Genomic DNA, 18,656 nt, shown 5'->3' with positions numbered 1-18,656 from the left:
GGGATCTATGCCTGCTCGTTCGACGAGATCACATCACGAGCGGACGACCCCAGCCTCGTTAACGAATCGTCATGGTATCCATTTCGATTCGGGATTGATCGGCTGCTTAATCTCAATTGATCCGCCGTCAATTCGGGAACCCAAGCGATGACACCCGCGCCGGCTGCCTGCTCGATGTCTTCTTCGCTCGATACGGACGGATTGAGATACTCTAAAAAGACCGCCAATCCAACGCCGCCGACGGTGCCGAGGAAAATCGCCGCAATCAAGTTGATAAGTTTGTTAGGCGCGGATGGTTTCAAGTTCAGTGTGGCCGCCTGAGCGATCCCGACGTTCGAGAACTCTTGCGATTTCATTTTGGTATCGATGCGGGCCTGCTCGAGGTTGGCAAAATACTTTCGATAGTTGGCCTCAAGAACGTCGACGTTTCGGTCCAGTTCTGCGAATCGACGCTCATTGGCGGTAAACAAATGAAGGGTGCTTTCCATCTCGTCGAGTTGTGCCTGCAGTTTGGCGACCCTCGCTTGCTCGGCCGCCAGCATCGACCGCTTCTGCTCGAGGGTGACTGCGGTGTCTTGGTGAATTCGATTCGGTCCGATGATGGATTCTTTGCGTACCGATTCAGCGTTGGTGAAGAGCGACTTGGTTTCTCTGAGCTGCTTTTCGATCTGTTTCAAAGCGGGGTGGCTATCGGTGTATTTAGCCGCGAGACTCTCGCGAAGCACTTCCAGGCGAAACAGTTCTTGACGCATTCCATCGGCGCCTTCATTGCCGGCACCAACGGTTTCCGACATGGAGATATTCTCGGGCATGCCTTTCAAACCTTCGGTCAATTCATGGACCTCGGTCTTCAACGCTGCTTCAGTCGACTCCGCTACCAAAAGGTCAAGCCTCAGTTTCGCGAGGCGGTCGATCAGCACCGTTCGCTGCTGCGTCGACTCGAGTATCCCAGTTTCGTTTTTAAAGTCCTCGAGGTCCCTCCTTGCCTGATCGAGACTCTCCTGAATTCGAAGGGTTTCGACCTCGAGAAATTCAAAGGCGCGTGGCGGTCGGTGCAAGTTAACGTGTTGGGTCTGATAGTTCGCGATCAGATGATCGACAACTTCTTGCGCGAGCTGAGGCGAATACGAAGTGAAGCGTATGGTCAGGACGTTGGACTTTTCGAACGCTTCGACTTCTATTTTTTTCTGAATCCGAATGACCGCTTTTTCCCGCGCCGGCAAGTCATTGAGAACACCGATGTCGACGAGCAAACTCATGACTTCCCCGATCGCTGTCGAGATCAGGGATGTTTCGCCGGATTCTTCGGCGTCTTCGTCGCCCCAATCGGGATCGAGAATGCGATCAGCACCGATCGAATCGACGACATTCTCGTACAACTGCTTGGACTGAATCAGTTCAACGATCGAGTTGATTTCTGCTTCACGCGACAGAGGCAGCATCACGACCGGATGTTCGCCGAGAGTGGCGGTTGCGTCGAGGGACGTGTTCTCACGACCAAGACGCATGAACAATCTTGCTTCGGATTCATAAGATTTGCGAGTCAGCGCCGTCGCGAGGCCGATTAGAAAGCATGTCATCAAAAAGAATGATGCAACATACTTTTTGCGACGCAGGATTCCCCGCACCGCGTCGACGATCGTGAATGGGCGATGATTCAATGGAATCTCCAAAATTGCGTGAACCCTACCAAACAGGCTAGTAAGTCACACAGACATCAACAAGGTACACCGCTAAGAATTCACCCAAGTTGGATGGTTGGCGGTCCAACGCCGAAGGCCGAGCCAACGGTTCGGGTTTCAACGCCTTCGGAGGAATACCGTGTTCTCGAAACCAAATCGCCATACAATCTGGAAAAGTTAAAAAAGAAATCCCAGATAGTGGTCCAATGAAGGCCTTATGGTCAATCGATCGGCTGCTTAAGTTCCTATATCCGATGATGCCACGCTTACTGATTCGGCTTGTTTGCTGGTGTCAATTTGACGTCGAACAATCCCTCTAATCAGAATCGTCGTCACAATCGTTCGCGATGATAGGATCGGGTGCAACGCGATGCCCTTCCTCGCCAATTGCGGTAGCAGGGTTCGCTTTAGTAGATCCTGAGTTAATCTTTCTTGGTATTGAAAGATCGGAGCGGGGCAGTGATCGGCTCAGGTAAGCCGATGTCTACGATTTCGATGGCGCCCAAATAGGCCATTGCGTCTGGGTTTCGCATTCCCGTCTTGGCGGTCACGAAAGTCAGCGTGAGGTCGGCTCGAAAGGTGGGATCTCCAGCCACGCCGGTGTCTCCTTGAAGTCCCGAGGGGATGTCGATCGCGATTCGGGTTGCCGCGCATTGGTTGCTACTGCGAATTGCCGACGCGTACGGTTCTCTGGGATCGCCGTTCGCTCCGGTTCCCAGCAAGCAATCGACAATCAGTCCGTCTGAAGAGCGGATGATCTCGGCGATTTGGCTTGCATCCAAGATCGACTCGATCGCAACGCCGGTTTCGACCGCCCGGTCGTAGCTGAGTCTGGCATCGCCGCGTAATTTTTGCGGCGATGCCAATAAGAGCACTCGCACCGGTTTGCCGGTTTGATGGAAATGTCGGGCGATTACGAAGCCGTCGCCACCGTTGTTACCACTGCCACATAAGATCATCGCGGCATCCGAATCGGAAGTCATTTCGAGCAAGCGATTTGCACACGCTGTTCCGGCATTTTCCATCAACGTGATTCCAGCGACGCCAAACTCATCGATCGCGGTTTGATCGATCTGGCGGGACTGCTCCACCGACAAAGTCGTCCATCCCCATTGATCGGCGAGATCGATCGGGACTGTCTTGGTGTTCTCCGAAGTCATGGGATGACCTAAACCGACATCCTAATGGTATTGTTCAAGCAATCTAGCACCCCCGGCAGGATTCGAACCTGCGACCTGCTCGTTAGGAATGAGCTGCTCTATCCAGCTGAGCTACGGGGGCCTGTGTGGCAAGTGGCTGGAAATCAAATTCTACCGAATCCGATTCCAACGGGGTACTCGGGTTTAAGTTTCGGTGGCCTTCTTGGCTCCGGTCGATCGTGGCACTTGGAAGCCTTGTTCGGTGATGCGAATGATCGATTCGATGTCGATCGTTCCGTATCGTGAATAGCCGGTGTGGACGTGGAGATTCGGCAAAATTTCGGCGTCACCGTCATGGTGGGTGTGCCCGCATAAGACCGTGAAATGGCGGCTCGGGTTCGACTTGGCGATCTCGGTCAACGCGTCGCCGATCGCTCCGCATACAAAAAACGGTGCCCAGTCGTCGTTGGTCGTTTTGCCTTCGTACCAACAGGCTTCTCGATATGGCGGGACGTGCGTGGCGATCAAGACATGCTTTACGTCGTCGGCTAGACGGCTGAGCTTTTGAGTTAGCCTTGCCGCCGCTTCATTGCCTTCGCGCTGTAGCATCGCTTGCCAGTCGTGCGGAGCTGCGTTGACGAAGTCTTCGATAAGGGCAAAGTCATTGAGACTGACGACCGAGCCGGCGTAATCGCCTTGGGTCGCATCCCCCCAACCGTCCTCACCGACGATTGCGAAACCGTCCCTTGGGATCACGATCCCTGTATCGGTGAGGTAGAAAAGATTATCGACTTCGCGTGTCAAGTCGATCAGGTCGCGGCGTGTTTGGGCGATCGATTTACCATAGAAATCATGATTGCCCAGAACAAAGTAAATCGGTATTTCAAACGTTTCGGCTAGACAACGAAGTTGGTAGGCGACGTCATCGCCCTCGGACAAATCGCCAGTCAACACGATCGCCGAAGGCCGATGCTCATGGAGCGAGTCGGCCCATCGTCGCCAGGTGTCCAACTTGGCATGATCAAAATGCGGGTCGGTAATCCAAGCTAATCGATACGATGAGTCGTTTTCAGGTGACTCATCGATCGGTTGAGACGGATCATGACGACGTAATGAAACGCGATGAGGCGGATCGGCGCGGTTCCGAGGCATCAAGCGGTGGCGACCAAGCCAGCCGCCTCGGCGAGTGCTTCGGCTTTGTCGGTTTTCTCCCAAGTGAACGTGTCACCTTCGCGGCCGAAGTGACCACCGGCAGTGGTGGCGACGAAGACCGGGCGACGCAATTGCAAGTGATTGATGATTCCGCTGGGGGTCAACGGGAAATGTTCGCGAACGAGTTCGCAAAGCTTCGCGTCGTCGATCTTGCCGGTGCCTTCGGTGTCAACGTGGACGCTAACTGGTTCGGTCACTCCGATCGCATACGCCAATTGGACTTCGCAACGTTCGGCGAGGCCGGAGGCGACGATGTTCTTAGCGACATAGCGGGCCATGTAAGCGGCGCTGCGGTCGACCTTCGTCGAATCCTTACCACTGAACGCGCCACCGCCGTGACGTCCCCATCCGCCGTAGGTGTCGACGATGATCTTACGACCCGTCAAACCGCAATCGCCGTGCGGACCGCCGATCTCAAACTTGCCGGTCGGGTTGATGTGATACTTGATGTCGCCCTTGTCGAGTTCAGCAGGAATCGATGGCTTGATCACGTTCTCGATGACGAACTTGCGGATCTCGTCGTTGCTCACGCCGGGAGCGTGTTGGGCGCTAACGACGACCGCTTCGATACGGACCGGCTTGTTGCCTTCGTATTCCACCGTCACTTGGCTCTTGTTGTCCGGTCGCAACCAGTCAACTTCTTTATTGAACCGGGCTTCGGTGATGCGGTTGATGATGCGATGCGAAAGGGCGATCGGCAACGGCATCAGTTCCGGTGTGTCACCGCACGCGTAGCCGAACATCAATCCCTGGTCGCCCGCGCCGATGTCTTTGCCGATACCGTCGTCGGAGTTAACGCCTTGAGCGATGTCGGGACTTTGAGAATCCAAGCGGACTTGAACTTCGCAAGTGTTGCCATCGATTCCGGTGTCGGCGTTGGTGTAGCCGACCGACACGATCGCGTCACGGACGATTTGTTCGTAATCGACTTCGGCTTTGGTTGTGATTTCGCCAGCGATCACCGCGAGGTTCGTATTGACGAGCGTTTCGCAAGCGACTCGGCTGTTGGGGTCTTGAGCCAACAAGGCATCGAGAATGCTATCGGAAATACGGTCGGCCAACTTGTCGGGGTGGCCCATGCTGACCGATTCGCTGGTGAAAAGAAAACGCCCTGACTGATTACTCACTACTGGTTCTCCGCGGTTCTGGTAGGCGACCGATTTTCGAAATCGCACCACAATGATTGAAATTCAAGCAGTACAATAATCGTCTTTGGCCTCATTGAAAAGCGACACCCGCATGAATCCCGCAGCGAGCGGCCCGAATCACGAGCTTTTTCCGCCTCGGAGCCGCCGGACGGCGTTGCTCGCGTCGGTTGTCAGCCACGTGGTCTTGCTCGGATCGGCAGTGATTTTTTGGGCATCGGCCGGGGCGGGGACCAATCCTGTTTCGGAAGTTCGCAGTGTCGGGATGGCGGTCGTTCATCGTTTGCCCGATCGGACGCGGTACGTCACCGAGTCCCAAGTGGCCCAGGAGGCCCAGGCCGTCTCGGCGGCGAGTGTCTCGGCGGCTAATGATTCGGCAGCAGAAACGACGAAGCCAAATAAGGCGGCGTCGGCGGCGAAACCGAAGGGTGCGGACTCCGCCGTGAAGCCTCCGTTCGATCTGGACTCGGTCATCGCGGCCCTGGATGCCGGTTCCTCCGTCAGCCTCCAAGACAGCCGAACCGAAACGGGAACCGGGCAATCCGACGCTCAGGCGACCGCCGAAGACTTGGTGATGGGTCGAATCCGGCTCGGCGACGGTCGATCGATCGACGAACTCGGCGACGGCGAATTGATCCCCGGTCGAGCCCGCGCCGGTTTAGGGGCGGGGCAGACGACGACGCAGGTCTTCGGCGTCGCGGGAACGGGTGCGACGTTTGTGTACGTGTTCGACCGCAGCGAAAGTATGACGGCTGCCGGCGGCGCACCGCTGCGAGCCCTCAAGAGCGAGTTGATTCGAAGTTTGGACACATTGTCCGAGAAGCAACAGTTCCAAATTATTTTCTACAACGACGAAGCCGATGTCTTCAAACCGATGGGCGATCGGATCGGTTTGGTCACCGGCGAAAAAGGCACGATCGCCCGGGCGAAACAATTCGTGCGGAACACGACCGCGATCGGAGGCACCGAGCATGAACCGGCTTTGAAGATGGCTTTGCGTTTGGCACCCGAAGTCATTTTCTTTCTGACCGATGCGAAGATTCAAACGATGTCCGATGCCCAGTTGGACGAGATCAGTCGCCGTGCCGAATCGGCGGGAACGACCATCCACGGAATCCAGTTCGGTACCGGTCCGTCACCCAATGGTTCCTTCGTTGAGCAATTGGCGAAGCGAAACCGAGGCGGATACCGATACGTCGACGTGACCAGTTTGGAATCCGAGTAGTCACGGTGTGTCCGGATTTCGGTGCACCAAGTAAGCGTTTGAAAATAACTTCCTGATTTCCTAGCCCGACGCGTCCGCGTTGAAGTTGCACTTTTGCCGGTTGCATTGGTTTTTCGTAACCCGCTGCGTCAGCGAGGGATGAGTCAATATCAATGATCCCTCGCTTACCGGTCTGTTGATTTAATCGTTTAACGGCAAGCCGCAGGCGACAGAGTTTGAAGACGCAGGCGCCTGCGGCTTGCCGTTAAACGAAAACGCCCAAACGTGCACTAAATCAACAGACCGTTACGCAGCGGGTTACGAAAAACGATGCCAATGCCGAAGTGATGTCCGAACGGTTCCTTGCGCTTACTTTTGCAAGAACCGACGATTGAGATCTTGATAAGGGCCAGCGATGCCGGCGAGTTCATCATGGCGACCTCGCTGGATGATTTGACCTTGATCGATGACGAGGATTTGATCGGCGTTGCGGATCGTGCTCAAGCGGTGTGCGATCACGATACTGGTGCGATCCGTCAGCAAACGTTCCAGTGATCGTTGGATACGCAGTTCAGTCAATGAATCGACCGCGCTGGTGGCTTCGTCCAAGATCAGGACCGCCGGGTCGGCGACCAAGGCGCGGGCGAAGCAGATCAATTGACGCTGGCCCAACGAAACACGCGCTCCTCGCGGTCCCGCCTCCGTATCCAATCCGTCGGGCAGGTCATCGATCAACCACTGGCAATCGAGCGACTCAAACGCATCCAACGCGTCCTTGCGCGTGGCTCCCGGTCGTCCGGCGATGATGTTCTCCAGCACCGAGCCGCTGAACAAGAAATTCTGTTGCGGCACGACGGACACGACTCGCGCCAATGAACGCGACGACAGTTGCCTCAGCGGCACACCATCGAGCGTGATCGAACCCGAATCGGGGAGATAATAACGTGCGACGAGACTGGCGAGCGTTGACTTGCCGCTGCCCGTTTCGCCGACTAAAGCCACCATCTGTCCGGCTTGAATATTAACGTCGATGTCTCGCAACACCGGGCGTTCAGGTTGATAACCGAACGTCAAACCTTCGATGCGAACATTTCCGCGAGCCGGAAGCGGAATCTCGACCGCGTCGGGAGCGTCTTCCCACTCCGGTTGGCGGTCCAGTAGCTCGAACACCCGCTCGGCCCCGGCCATCGCGGTGAGGGCTTGGTTGTATTGAGTGCCGAGTGCTTGGATCGGACTGAAAAACAAACCCGTCAAGAACCAAAACTGGATCAGATCACCCACCGGCATCGGGTCGTCGGCGACCATGGATCGGTAGCCGGCCACGATCACAACGAGTGCTAATGAAATTTGGCCGGTCAGTTCGAGCAACGGCATCATGATGCCGCCTTGGCGGGCGCTGTTCATGTTGTAACGGGCGTGATCGACACTGAGTTGCCGGAACAGATCCGCGTTGGTGTCCTCCCGAGCGAGAGCCTGGGTCACGCGGATCACGGCGACCGATTCGGCGATCGTCGCGGTCACGCGGCTGAAACTTTCTTGGACCTCGCGGTAGGCTTGGCCGAGACGTGAACGCATCACCCGTCCGATCAACCAAAACACGGGACTGAACGCGAGCACCACGCCCAGCAACGGCAGGTCATACCAACCCATCACGACTGCCGCGATGATCATCTGGCCGCCCTGCACCATGCTGACGAACAACACGTCTTGAACTCCCGAACGAACCGCGTCGCAATCGCTCGTAATCCGACTGATCACGCGGCCGGTCTTGGTGGCCGAATAAAAGCTCATCGGCATCCGTTGAAGATGCGTGTAGACTTGCAATCGCAGATCGTGAATGATCGCTTCACCGAGTTCCAACGCGAATCGTTGGCGATACACCAGTGTTGCTTGCGTCCAAGCCGCCAAGAACAATACACCCATCGAAGCAAGCACGATCGCGGTCGGCCCATCGCCGCGCGTGATCGGTCCGTTGATCACCGCACCGATCGACCATGCCAGGGCGGGCAACTGAATCGCGCGAACGATCACGATCCACGTCAAACGGTTTCGCAGTTTGGAATACGGTCGCATCAAGTCCCACAATCGTCTGACGAGACTCCACGACAACGGGCGTCGTTGTGGCTCGGCATCGGGGTCGCGAACGACGCGGACCATCGGTTGGTATGACGTTGAATTCACAAGGGGATCTCGATGCCTTGGCTATGGGCGACGCGTTGATAAACGCCGGCTTGACGCATCAGTTGGTCGTGAGTGCCCGATTGGACGATCTCGCCTTTTTCGAGCACGATCACCCGGTCGGCCGATCGCAACGTGCTCAATCGGTTGGCAACGATCAACGTCGTCCGTCCGACCGAGGCCGCCGTGAAGGCTTCCATCATCTCATGTTCGGTTTCCGGATCGACCGCCGAAACAGGATCATCCAACAACAACACGGCCGGATCCGTTAGCAAGGCTCGAGCCAAGGCGAGGCGTTGTCGCTGGCCACCCGATAGCGACATGCCGTATTCTCCTAGCATCGTGTCGTAGCGGTTGGGTAACGCTTCGATGAACTCGTGGGCCGACGCCAATCTGGCCGCCATGCGGACCTGTTCGTGAGTCGCGTTGGGATTGCCGAACGCGATGTTCGCGCCGATCGTGTTGCTCAGCAAAAGTGGTTCTTGAAGGACCATCGCGACACCACGACGCAGCGTCTTCAAGTGCCACCGGCGAACATCCACGCCGTCGATCTCGATCAAGCCACATGTCGGATCAAAGAACCTGGGAATCAAGTGCAGTAGCGTCGACTTCCCCGCCCCCACGCTGCCTAGGATCGCGATCCGCTGTCCCGGTCGGACGTGCAAGTTGATATCACGCAGGATCGGTTGCTCGGGCGAATAGTCAAACCAAACGCCGTTTAAGCGGATCTCGCCGGTGATGGACTCGGGCCGATACGGGTCAACACATTGCGTCACTTCCTCGGGTGCATCGAGAATCTCGAACACGCGACGAGCGCCGGTCAACGATTGCTGGATCGTGCCGGCGAGTCCGGACAGATTGCTAACTTGATTGCTGAATTGTTGCAACAAACCGGCGAATACGATCAGACCGGTGCCCAGTGGCAAGCGATCGATCGACGTCAAGTAACCGCCGTAAACCAACAGCACGACCAAATTGACTTGGGTGAGAAACTGGATCGTCGCGTTGAATCGGGCGATACGGACAAACACCGTGCACTGTTGTGCTTGAACCGCATCGTTGGCTCGGGCGAATCGCTCGATCTCGGCGTCTTGTCGGCCGAGTGCTTTGATCACGGTGATCCCTTCAACCGATTCGGCCACTCGCAATACCATCTCGTCGACCCGTTGTCGCGATTCATCAAACATCGGTCGTACGAGATTGGCAAACCGAATGCTCAAGAACCAAATCACCGGCGTCGTGATCAAACACACCACCGTCAAACCGACATCGATCCGCAACATGAACGTCAAGTACACGACCAAAGACATGGCGAGAATCGACAGTTGAATCAGCACGCCGTCGATGAACATTCGCGTCGCCTGGACGTCCCCGGTAACTCGATTGATGATCGTACCGGCGGGCTGATCGGTGTAGAAACGAATGCTCATCCGTTGCAACTTGGCATACACTTCGCTGCGCAGATCCACCACGATCCGGTGGTGCACCAAAGTGCCAGCCACGATCGCGTACGCAAAGTTCAACGTCGCGCGAATGATCGCGACGAAGATCATGGCAGACGCGATCGCCGTTACCTGATGCATCGGTGACCAAGCCTCCGGAAACATGAACCCGAACGGGAGTTCGGGAAGCTCGCCACTGCCTTCGGCATGATATCGGATGACGTCGATCGACAGACCGCCGATTTGGACCAGCAAAACGGCCAAGCCCATCAGCACGGCTTGCAGAACCAGCATCGCCGAACACCAGCCGCGATACCGCCATGCCAGTCGCAACAATCGAGCGACCACGGCGTGATTCGATAGCGATGGCCCCAGGGAAGACACGTTAGTTGGGTTCGATTAACTCACGATCTCGAACACCTAGCAGGTACAAGACGGCGTCCAGTCCGAGCGTGGAGACTTGGTGCTTGGCCGATTCACGGACGATCGGTTTGGCATGAAAGGCGATCCCCAATCCTGCCCGGGATAACATCGGCAGATCGTTGGCACCGTCACCGACCGCGATCGTCTGTTCACAATCAATCCCTTCCTGCTCGGCGAGTTGTTCCAACAACAAAGCTTTGCGTTGGGCGTTGACGATGTCGCCGACCACCCGGCCGGTTAATTTCCCGTCGATGATCTCCAGTTCGTTCGCATGAACGTAATCGACGCTCAAACGTTCCTGCAAAAACTTACCGAAGTACGTGAAGCCTCCTGAGAGGATCGCGGTTCGATACCCAAACCGCTTTAAATTCACAAGCAATCGTTCGGCGCCCTCGGTCAGTTCTAACCTTGCGGCAATCTTGGGCAACACATCGGCCGATAAACCTTCGAGCGAACTGACCCGTCGTCGCAAGGATTCGTCAAAATCGATCTCACCTCGCATGGCCGCTTCGGTGATCGCTTTGACTTGTTCACCCACACCAGCTTCCACGGCCAATTCGTCGATGACTTCGGCTTGTAACAGCGTGGAGTCCATGTCCAGGGCGACGATGCGGCGGTTGCGTCGGAAGGCATCGTCCTTTTGAAAGGCCAGGTCTAAATCCAAACGGCTCGATAGATCCAACAAACCGGCTTTGAATGCCGCCGGGTCGCTCGGATCACCTCGCAACGAAAACTCGACACACGCCCGAGTGGGTTTGCCATCTTTGACCCGAGGCGGTCGACCGGAGATCCGAGTGATCACGTCGATGTTCAGGCCCTGCTCGGCGATCAATCGGCTGACCGCGGCGAACTGCTCCGACGTGACCGCCCGCGATAGCAACGTCAAGATGTAGCGAGCTTTGCCTTGCGCTTGAACCCAATCGTCGTATTCGTTGTCGTCGATCGCGGCTTCTTTACATTTCAACCCGAGCTTTTCCGCCCGGTGCCGCATTTTGCGAACGACGTGTTTGGGATCTTGGTCGGCCGGAATGCGGACCATCAGTCCGAGCAACAAAGAACGATGAATGACCGCTTGGTTGACGTCGATCACTTCGCAGTGAAATTTCGCGAAATGTTCCGACAACGAAGCCGTCAGACCAGGACGATCTTCCCCGGTGAAGCGAAACAGAACGGTGGCAGCGGTCGGAGCAATCGGAACGGTCACGGTGGCGGCGTCGGGAACGGCGGATTCGATCATGATGTTAGAATCGTAACGAACCAACTGGATTCTGACGACGGGATGAACAGCATTCAGACGACGGGATGGGAAAGAGGCTGAGATTGGATTATCTTTCCCGCCGTGAAAAACCCCAATGACAACGTCGATGCCGATCCACTTCGGTCCCCCACGCCATCGCAAGCGATGCGGATCGCCGTCGTCGGATTGGGGCTTCTCGGCGGCAGCGTCGCCAGGGCGGTCCGTGATCGAATGCCCGACGCCCGCGTCGTCGGCTGCGCCCGCAACGAAAAAACACGACAATACGCGATGGAAAACGGCGTCGTGGACGAGGCTACCGCCGAGTTGGCCGCGGCCGTCCGGGGGGCCGACTTGGTCGTCGTGGCCACTCCCGTCGATGCGATCGCCCATGCGGTGATCGAAATTGCCGCCGCCGATCCGAATACCCTGATCACCGATGTGGGCAGTACCAAGTCGAACATCGTTTCGGCCGTCGTCGCCGACGCGACGGCAGCCTCGCGTTTTATCGCGGCCCACCCGATCGCGGGAAGCGAAAAGACGGGCGTCGAGCATTCCCGTGCCGATTTATTCGTCGGTCGACCCGTGATCCTGACGCCGTCGGGGTTCGAGTCCACCGGGGCGGTCGAGCGTGTCGCGGATTTTTGGTGTTCCTTGGGTGGCAACGTTTCCCACATGAGCGCCGACGCGCATGATCAACTGCTCGCGATTTCCTCCCACATGCCGCACCTGATGGCTTCGTTGATCGCAGGGCAACTGCCGCCCGAAGGGCAGGCGATCGTCGGTACGGGATGGCTCGACACGACCCGGATAGCCGCCGGCGATCCGCAACTTTGGACCGCCATTGTCGGTGAAAACCGCACCGCAATCGTCAATTCGCTCCGCTCAATCGGACGAGAATTGACGAGTCTGATCGACGCCATCGAAACGCACGACGATTCCGCCGTCGAGGAAATGTTGCGATCGGCACAAACGATCCGGCTCCACGCGGTAAACCACGAGTCTCGCCCGTAGTGGAAGGAGCAACGAGTCCGGCGTTCGTCCCCCGCGACGAAGCTTCACCGGCATGACCCAGCGGCGTGATCCAGCGGCGGAGCCGCGATAGCATTTAGCCCCATGCGTCAGGGCGTGCTGATTTAGTCCGCGTTTGGGCGTTTTCGTTTAACGGCGAGCCGCAGGCGACTGCGTTGTCAAACTCTGTCGCCTGCGGCTTGCCGTTAAACGATTAAATCAACAGACCGGTAAGCGTGGGGACTAGATACCCTCCCCATGCTTACGCACTCTTTATACCCCACAAGTCCTCATGGATTGCTGCCCTGCCAGCTCGTCTGGCAGGAAGCCGAGGTTGGCAAGCTAGACACAAGCCGCAGTTTTTCCAACCTTCGGAGTTCAACTTGTGCTCGCCGCTTCAAGCAGCGAGCACAAGTTGAACTCCGAAGGTTGGGAGGGCGTCGGTGTCTAGCTGCGAACCTTATTCACCCACGAGACGAGCTCGTGGGGGTCAAAAAGATGTGTAGGATCAAGATTGCTCACGCATGGGGCTAACTGCTTCGGTCGCTCCGCGACTCCCATCCGCACACGCGAACCCTTCGAGGACTAGCCGGCCCTTGATCCCGGGCTGTTCAATCGCGGAACTTCAAATACATTCTGGCCTGGCAAATTTGTGCCTCGCATTGGCCGGTTTTTTCGCGCCGCTCGAACCGTTTCTCACAGGTCTCCGTCATGCCGCTTTGGCAAATCGATATCCATCCCAACCCGACCCAAACCGACCGTGCCGGTCGACAAACCGCCGACGAGATCCACCAACTCGGCCTCGGCGATGACTTGGTCGTCGCCGCCGCGCATGGATACCTGCTCCAAGGCGACCTCGACGCTGACCAAGCCGAACAGATCGGTGCGAGCCTGCTCGCCGATGCGGTCACCGAACGCACCGTGGTGTCGCGGATCGATCAAGGTGCCGACGAAGCCGCCCGCGAAACGCTCGCCGAACCACCCGAAACGATGATCGAAACGCTCGCCGATCGCGGCATCGACGACGCCCCGCATTTGGTACACGTGATGAGTAAGCCGGGTGTGATGGACCCCGTCGCCGCCTCAACGCTCGGAGCCCTCGCCGACAGTGGTTTCGCTACCCAGGCCGTCCGCACGTTTCGTAAATTTTGGATCGCGGGCGTCGACGACGATGGCTTGGAAAGGATTTGCCGCAAAGCATTGTCGAACGATTCCATCGAAGCCTATGTGATCGGTCCGCTGCAAATGGATCGTCTCGACGTCGGATCAAGTGGTGAATTCGAACTCGTTCGCGTTCCGATCCGCGAACTCGATGATGCGGGTTTGGAAAAGCTTTCCAAGGACGGCCAGCTCTACTTGACGCTCGTCGAAATGCAAACCATCCGCGACCATTTCGTTTCGCTCGATCGCGACCCCACCGACATCGAACTCGAATCGGTCGCTCAAACTTGGTCGGAACACTGCAGCCACAAGACACTCGCCGGACGAATCCACTACCGCGGTCCGTCGGCCGACGGGACACCGCTGGGCGATGAACGGCAATACAACAACATGCTCAAGGAAACCATCTTTGAAGCCACCCAAACGATCCGCCGCAGCCTGGGCGACGCCGATTGGTGCGTCAGTGTTTTCAAAGACAACGCCGGTGTGGTCACGTTCGACGAACAAGACCATGTTTGCTTCAAAGTCGAAACGCACAACCACCCCTCGGCACTGGAACCCTACGGCGGTGCCAACACCGGCATCGGCGGCGTGATCCGCGACCCGATGGGCACCGGTATGGGCGCCAAGCCGATCTGCAACACGGATGTGTTCTGTTTCGCGAAACCAGACGTTGCACCGGAGAGTTTGCCGCCGGGCGTGTTGCATCCACGACGGGTGATCCAAGGTGTCGTCTCGGGCGTTCGTGATTACGGAAACCGAATGGGCATCCCGACGGTCAACGGTGCCGTGTTCTTTGACGATCGCTATCTGGGCAACCCGCTGGTTTATTGCGGGAACGTCGGAATCATCCCGGTCGGAATGGAAGACAAAGAAGTCAAGGCGAACGACTTGATCGTCGCCGTGGGAGGTCGAACCGGACGCGACGGGATTCACGGGGCGACGTTCAGCAGCGCCGAATTGACCAGTGAATCGGAATCGCTCTCCGGCGGCGCGGTCCAAATCGGCAACGCGATCACCGAAAAGATGGTCCTCGACGTGTTGCTGCAGGCCCGCGACGCGGGCCTGTACAACGCCGTCACCGACTGCGGTGCGGGCGGATTCAGTAGCGCCGTCGGCGAGATGGGTGAAGAACTCGGTGCCGAGGTTTGGTTGGATCAAGCCCCACTGAAATACGACGGGCTGACCTACACCGAAATTTGGATCTCCGAAGCGCAAGAACGAATGGTCTTCGCCGTTCCCGAAGAAAAATGGGAGGCGATGCGTCGTTTGTGCGAAAGCGAAGGCGTCGAGGCGGCCGCGATCGGGCGGTTCGCGCCGACCGGACGTTTGAAGCTGACCTACAACGGGACCACCGTCGGCGATATCGCCATGTCGTTCCTGCACGACGGCCGCCCGCCGGTGATTCGCGATGCAGTCTATAAGCCCCCGGCGACCACGGAACTGAAGATTCCCGCACGCGATGCCCAGGCCAACACGCAAACGCTGTTGAAAATCCTGGGAAGTTACAACGTGGCCAGCAAGCACTGGATCATTCGTCAATACGACCACGAGGTCCAAGCCGGCAGCGTCGTCAAACCGCTCGTCGGCCCGCAGTGCGACGGTCCCGGCGATGCCGCCGTCGTTCGGCCGAAGCTCAACAGCTACCGCGGCTTGGTGATCTCCAACGGCATGAACCCGCACTACGGCGATTTTGACACTTATCACATGGCCGCTTCGGCGATCGACGAAGCGATGCGAAACGCGGTCGCCGTGGGAGCCGATCCCTCGAAGATCGCGATCTTGGACAATTTTTGTTGGGGATACACCGACCGCGCCGAAACGCTCGGTTCGCTCGTCCGCAGCGCGATCGCTTGTCAAGACATGGCGGTCACGTTGGGCACACCGTTCGTTAGCGGCAAGGACAGTTTGAACAACGAGTTCAGCTATTTCGACGAGTCCGGCGACAAGCAAACGATCGGCATCCCGCCGAGCCTTCTAATCAGTGCGATGGGCCAAATGGACGACGTCCGCAAAGCCGTCACGATGGATTTGAAAGAAGCCGGCAACGTCGTTTTCTTGGTCGGCAAGACCCACCGCGAACTCGGCGGTTCCCATTACTCATTGGTCGAAAACCAATCCGGCGGCGAAGTTCCGAAGGTGGACCCCAGTTACGCCAAGAATGTCTTCGCCACCGTCCACGCGGCGATCATGGCGGGCGAATTGCGATCATGCCACGACCTAAGCGAAGGCGGACTCGCCGTCGCGGCTACCGAGATGGCATTGGCCGGCGGTCTAGGCCTGGACCTTCAACTCGACACGATCGATCGGACCGATGGTGGTTTAACGTCAGCCGAATTGCTATTCAGTGAATCCAACACTCGTTTCCTGATCGAAGTCGCACAGGATAATGCCAACGCGGTGGCCAAGCGTCTTTCCGACGCCGGTGTTCCGGCCGCTCGTTTGGGCGAAGTCAACGCGACCTCCTCGGTCCGTATTCTCGATGCGGGCAACGAAGTCCTCATGGTCGATATCCAAGCCGCCAAATCCGCTTGGCAGAGCCCCTTGGATTGGCATTAAGCACGTCGAGTGAAGTCATTCGGTTTATTAGCCGTTTTAACGCTAGCGGGCGGTTGATTTAGTTTGCATCGTAACCCGAAGCGTGAGAGAGGGATTGATCACCATTAAGTCCTTTGTATGAATCTCTCGCTCACCGGGCTGTTGATTTAATCGTAACCCGATGCGTCAGCGAGGGATCATTGATACTGACTCATCCCTCGCTGACGCTTCGGGTTACGATTAAACCGACAGCCCGCTAGCGGGCTGTTGATTTAGTGGTATCGCGACCCCTTTTCGTTTAACGGCAAGCCGTAGGCGTCAATTGGGGGCATCGCCGACGCCTTCGGCTTGCCGTTAAACGACTAAATCAACAGACCGATAGCCACGGTTCCCGCTTAACCGGGGCTAGTGCACAAATGGCTAATTCAGTTAATTGGAAAAATATCAGCCGACGTGCTTAGAAAAACGCCCCAAGCTCCTCGCGTTGATCGGCAAGATAGTTCTTCGTTCGACCGGCTCATCAAGCCCCCAGCCGAACACACCCAGCCCGAACCGCCACCGCGTCCAGGACGGTACAACAGAGCGTAAAAGGCTCGGTTCTGAGTCGAGACGGCAACATCGCCATCGACGGCCATATCCGTCAGGTGAGCCTCGATATCAGCGGCAGTGATCTTGTCGAAATCCGCTTGACACTTCAGTCCTCGCTCTCGCATGAACGCCCGCACGTTGTAGACATACGCCCGCTCGGTCTCCAGCTTGTCGTGTCGGCCCCGAATGGCCCGACGAAGGTTCTGAATCACGTCCGGTTCTTTCGGATCAATATGCCCGACGACGTCTTCAATCACATCCATCTCGCCTTGGCACATCTGCTTGATCTTTTCCGCCCTCGCCAACGCTTCTAGCTTCGTGTGGATGAACTTGAAATCATCAATTGGGCCAGCCTGCACATGGCGGCGGTAGTACATCAACGAGTCAATGATCCTCAGTCGTTTCCAAGCTGGCGTCTTACGCCGCAGATGATCTTGCAAGAACGCGATCGCATCTTCGGGAGTAAACTCCCACGTCGGTTGCGGCTTGCGACTGTGAAAACGACACAAGTTCGTAAACCAAATCTTCGACCACTTTTCCTGAGCTTGGTGCCAACTCCCATCAGCACGATCCGTTTGTGTCATCGAACGACCCTCCGCTGTGATCCGATTCGGCAAAACGCCTTCGCCGAACCGTCCGTGCACAATCGACTCCATCCCGTCATCCGTGATCATCAACGACAACCACGTCCCTCTCCAGCGACCCGCCTCACCGCGTCGAACACACTATCAAGCACACTTCCAGAGACTTCCATGTGAAAGGCTCTAGGAAGCGAGGTTTCTGCCGTGTTTCCGACGGATCGCCGCACTACGGGGTCGATTCTTCGCACCACCCTAAAGAAGGTCAACCCAACACCAAAATGTTTTTCGAAAAAATTCCTTGACCCACCATCGGGGAGGCCACATACTGGCCTCCCGACCGACCCGGCGATAAGTCCGGCCACCCGGAGATAAGTCCTCATGCAACCGGCGATAACACCCCACCTGTCACCCAGGAAGCCGAAGGCACACCCAGTGATAACACCCTTCTCACGCCCTTATCTCCGGAACAACCGGGGATAATTACCTCGTTCCCCGACTTGCGAAGATCCATGATGACAAGCAAGCCGCAACGTTTTACTGGCATCGCTGAACTTGACGATGCACTTAATTCACTCGGAACTGCGACGTCGCGTGACCATTACCACGAGTTGCTCGGCGAACTTAGACCATTGGTCGTGACCCACCTCGACGCGATAGTGGAATCGTTCGACAACGTTGACTTCCCACGCTTTCCTGTGCTTTGGTCCCTAATTGGCGTCACTTCATCTGATGCAATCACCGTCATGTCCCGCGGAATCGCTGACCCTGACAAATACGCACGGTGGGCCGCGTCAGAAGCTTTAGCGAAATGTGACACACCGGAATCTACCGATGTTCTTGTGAACGCGTTACGAGATCGTTCAAGTCTCGTGAAGGGTGTCGCCGTAACCGCAATGAAACGGCTACGTCCGTTGTCTGCGCTGCCCCAACTCCGTAAAATTGCGGGTTCACGATTTCAGCAGACCCATTCTCCCGGCACTGTAACCGCCGCGTTGACGGCCATCGAACTGATCGAAAACGGCGGGGAACCATCGGATGCACGTGAGTCGCCGAGTTGAGTTTATTGAAGTGGAGAGTCGTTCGCGGCGACCACGTGATCCGTACCGTTCCTCAACTTA

12 protein-coding genes and 1 tRNA gene are annotated in these 18,656 nt (G+C 57.0%); 4 read left to right on the top strand and 9 right to left on the bottom strand.

Features of this window, described 5'->3' with window-relative positions:
• Positions 1 to 5: 5 nt before the first annotated feature.
• The 5 genes from Pla100_RS14325 to metK form a co-directional block, all read right to left on the bottom strand.
• Positions 6 to 1,661 carry a GumC family protein gene (locus Pla100_RS14325; protein WP_146578379.1) on the bottom strand — a complete coding sequence of 552 codons (1,656 nt, stop codon included), beginning with the start codon at positions 1,659 to 1,661 and terminating at the stop codon, positions 6 to 8.
• Between the two features lie 443 nt (positions 1,662 to 2,104).
• A complete protein-coding gene (locus tag Pla100_RS14320) occupies positions 2,105 to 2,842 on the bottom strand; it encodes an NAD(P)H-hydrate epimerase (protein ID WP_146578378.1) in 738 nt (245 codons plus the stop codon).
• A gap of 47 nt (positions 2,843 to 2,889) precedes the next feature.
• Positions 2,890 to 2,963: transfer RNA gene (locus Pla100_RS14315), tRNA-Arg, on the bottom strand.
• Positions 2,964 to 3,025: 62 nt separating this feature from the next.
• On the bottom strand, positions 3,026 to 3,973 hold the full coding sequence (locus tag Pla100_RS14310) for a metallophosphoesterase family protein (protein ID WP_146578377.1): 948 nt from the start codon (positions 3,971 to 3,973) through the stop codon (positions 3,026 to 3,028).
• Positions 3,973 to 5,160 carry a methionine adenosyltransferase gene (gene metK / locus Pla100_RS14305; protein WP_146578376.1) on the bottom strand — a complete coding sequence of 396 codons (1,188 nt, stop codon included), beginning with the start codon at positions 5,158 to 5,160 and terminating at the stop codon, positions 3,973 to 3,975. Before metK ends, Pla100_RS14310 begins: the two co-directional genes overlap by 1 nt.
• 112 nt (positions 5,161 to 5,272) lie before the next feature.
• Here metK and Pla100_RS14300 point away from each other — a divergent pair, with 112 nt between their 5' ends.
• Positions 5,273 to 6,403 (top strand): VWA domain-containing protein, encoded by a 1,131-nt coding sequence (locus Pla100_RS14300; protein WP_146578375.1) that lies wholly within the window; start codon positions 5,273 to 5,275, stop codon positions 6,401 to 6,403.
• A gap of 348 nt (positions 6,404 to 6,751) precedes the next feature.
• Here the strand turns inward: Pla100_RS14300 and Pla100_RS14295 are convergent, their stop codons facing one another.
• From Pla100_RS14295 to serB, 3 genes are read right to left on the bottom strand one after another with little or no spacing between them, the layout of a single operon-like run.
• A complete protein-coding gene (locus Pla100_RS14295; protein WP_146578374.1) occupies positions 6,752 to 8,563 on the bottom strand; it encodes an ABC transporter ATP-binding protein in 1,812 nt (603 codons plus the stop codon).
• Positions 8,560 to 10,386: an ABC transporter ATP-binding protein gene (locus tag Pla100_RS14290; RefSeq protein WP_231603053.1), complete on the bottom strand. Its 1,827-nt coding sequence runs from the start codon at positions 10,384 to 10,386 to the stop codon at positions 8,560 to 8,562. Before Pla100_RS14290 ends, Pla100_RS14295 begins: the two co-directional genes overlap by 4 nt.
• 1 nt (position 10,387) lies before the next feature.
• The gene (serB, locus tag Pla100_RS14285; RefSeq protein ID WP_146578373.1) at positions 10,388 to 11,662 is read right to left on the bottom strand and encodes a phosphoserine phosphatase SerB; all 1,275 of its coding nucleotides are present in this window, start codon (positions 11,660 to 11,662) and stop codon (positions 10,388 to 10,390) included.
• 102 nt (positions 11,663 to 11,764) lie between these two features.
• Here serB and Pla100_RS14280 point away from each other — a divergent pair, with 102 nt between their 5' ends.
• A complete protein-coding gene (locus Pla100_RS14280) occupies positions 11,765 to 12,673 on the top strand; it encodes a prephenate dehydrogenase (RefSeq protein WP_231603052.1) in 909 nt (302 codons plus the stop codon).
• A 708-nt stretch (positions 12,674 to 13,381) separates the two neighbouring features.
• The gene (gene purL / locus Pla100_RS14275) at positions 13,382 to 16,390 is read left to right on the top strand and encodes a phosphoribosylformylglycinamidine synthase subunit PurL (protein ID WP_146578372.1); all 3,009 of its coding nucleotides are present in this window, start codon (positions 13,382 to 13,384) and stop codon (positions 16,388 to 16,390) included.
• Between the two features lie 404 nt (positions 16,391 to 16,794).
• Here purL and Pla100_RS14270 read toward each other — a convergent pair whose 3' ends face one another.
• Positions 16,795 to 17,631: a phage integrase N-terminal SAM-like domain-containing protein gene (locus Pla100_RS14270; RefSeq protein WP_231603072.1), complete on the bottom strand. Its 837-nt coding sequence runs from the start codon at positions 17,629 to 17,631 to the stop codon at positions 16,795 to 16,797.
• A 416-nt stretch (positions 17,632 to 18,047) separates the two neighbouring features.
• Between Pla100_RS14270 and Pla100_RS32425 the strand changes: the two genes are divergently transcribed.
• On the top strand, positions 18,048 to 18,596 hold the full coding sequence (locus Pla100_RS32425) for a HEAT repeat domain-containing protein (protein WP_146578371.1): 549 nt from the start codon (positions 18,048 to 18,050) through the stop codon (positions 18,594 to 18,596).
• Positions 18,597 to 18,656 lie beyond the last annotated feature (60 nt).

Origin of the sequence: Neorhodopirellula pilleata, assembly GCF_007859915.1 — a bacterium.
Lineage (GTDB): Bacteria > Planctomycetota > Planctomycetia > Pirellulales > Pirellulaceae > Rhodopirellula > Rhodopirellula pilleata.
This window is presented reverse-complemented; position numbering and strand designations above follow the sequence as displayed.